This is a genomic window from Acidovorax sp. HMWF029, assembly GCF_003060895.1.
Taxonomy (GTDB): domain Bacteria; phylum Pseudomonadota; class Gammaproteobacteria; order Burkholderiales; family Burkholderiaceae_C; genus Acidovorax.
In genome coordinates, this window is sequence record NZ_QAIH01000251.1 from 2393 (window position 1) to 3695 (window position 1303).

Below are 1303 nucleotides of genomic sequence, written 5' to 3' on the forward strand. Positions count from 1 at the left end.
ACCGCGAACGGCGTACGGGCTTCCGTCTGCCGCCCGGCATGGGCCCGGTCAACCTCGCGGGCCTGCCCCCGGCCCCACCGCCCGACCTGCGCCCCGGCGAGAGCGCACTGTTTGACGGCCTGCTGCTCCAGGCCCCCACCTGGGACGACGTGGCCTGGCTGCAGTCCATCACCCGCCTGCCGGTACTGCTCAAGGGCGTGCTGCACCCGGCCGACGCGCGCCAGGCCGTGTCGATGGGTGCGGCGGGCCTGATCGTCTCCAACCACGGTGGCCGCACGCTGGACACCGCCCCCGCCACCGCCACCGCCCTGCCACGCGTGGTGCAGGCCGTGGGCGGCGCAGTGCCCGTGCTGGTGGACGGCGGCATCCGGCGCGGCACCGACGTGCTCAAGGCCATGGCGCTGGGCGCATCGGCCGCGCTGGTGGGGCGCCCCGCCGTCTGGGGCCTGGCCAATGCCGGGGCGGCAGGTGTGGCCCATGTGCTGCGCCTGCTGCGCGATGAGCTGGAGGTTGCCATGGCCCTGACCGGCTGCGCCACGCTGGCGAACGCCACCCCAGCGCTGCTGGATGCCACAGAGGACAAGGCGTTTCGCCCCGGCGGGTGATGCCTGATGCCTGGCGATGGCCAAAAACAATGGCCACGGGCGGTTGCCGGTGACGGGTGTTGATGCCGGGCAAAGCCCTTCCCCCTGTCGGTAGGAATGATTTATTGCAAATGCGAGAGATTCGTATTTATAATGCAGCCATCCCTTCAACAGCCAGCCACACTGCCTGCCTCCCATGATCGTCTGTGTTTGCCGCCGGGTTTCCGACCGTGAGATTGCCCGCCATGCGCGTGCCGGCATGAGCTTTGACGAAATCCAGTTCGAGCTGGGCGTGGCCACCCAATGCGGTTGCTGCGAAAGCTGCGCCCGCGACGTGGTGGCGCAGTGCAGTGTTTCGAATCCTGTGGCCGCACTGCACAATGACGTGGCACCGCAGCCGATCCAGCTTGCCAGCTCCATCCTGGAAAGCAAGTCATGGAACTCCTCTCAACACTCGCTGGCAGCCTGATCCTCGTGGCAGGCTCTGCCTGGTGGATCTTCCGCAAGTAATATCGGTCTTTTAGACACCTGGCGCCTGATACGCAAGCGCTGGTTGCTATCATTTTTTATGTCTCACCCTGATCGTTTTGCCACTCCTGGGGGTGTCAGCCGCAACACCGTGATCGTGGGCTCCGTCATTGCACTGCATGTGGCAGGCATCTGGGCCCTGCAATCGGGCCTGCTGCGCCGCGCGGCCGAGGTCATCGTGCCTGCCGAGC

The 1303-nt window shown here is 66.8% G+C and carries 2 protein-coding genes and 1 pseudogene; all 3 read left to right on the forward strand.

Annotation, left to right across the window (positions count from 1 at the left end; translation table 11 throughout):
- Positions 1-605: alpha-hydroxy acid oxidase (locus DBR12_RS23150; protein ID WP_233244827.1), on the forward strand; the 605-nt coding region annotated here is incomplete at its 5' end.
- A 175-nt stretch (positions 606-780) separates the two neighbouring features.
- A complete protein-coding gene (locus DBR12_RS18230; protein WP_063460707.1) occupies positions 781-1053 on the forward strand; it encodes a bacterioferritin-associated ferredoxin in 273 nt (90 codons plus the stop codon).
- Between the two features lie 99 nt (positions 1054-1152).
- Positions 1153-1303: pseudogene (locus tag DBR12_RS18235) on the forward strand (energy transducer TonB); the annotation flags it as partial.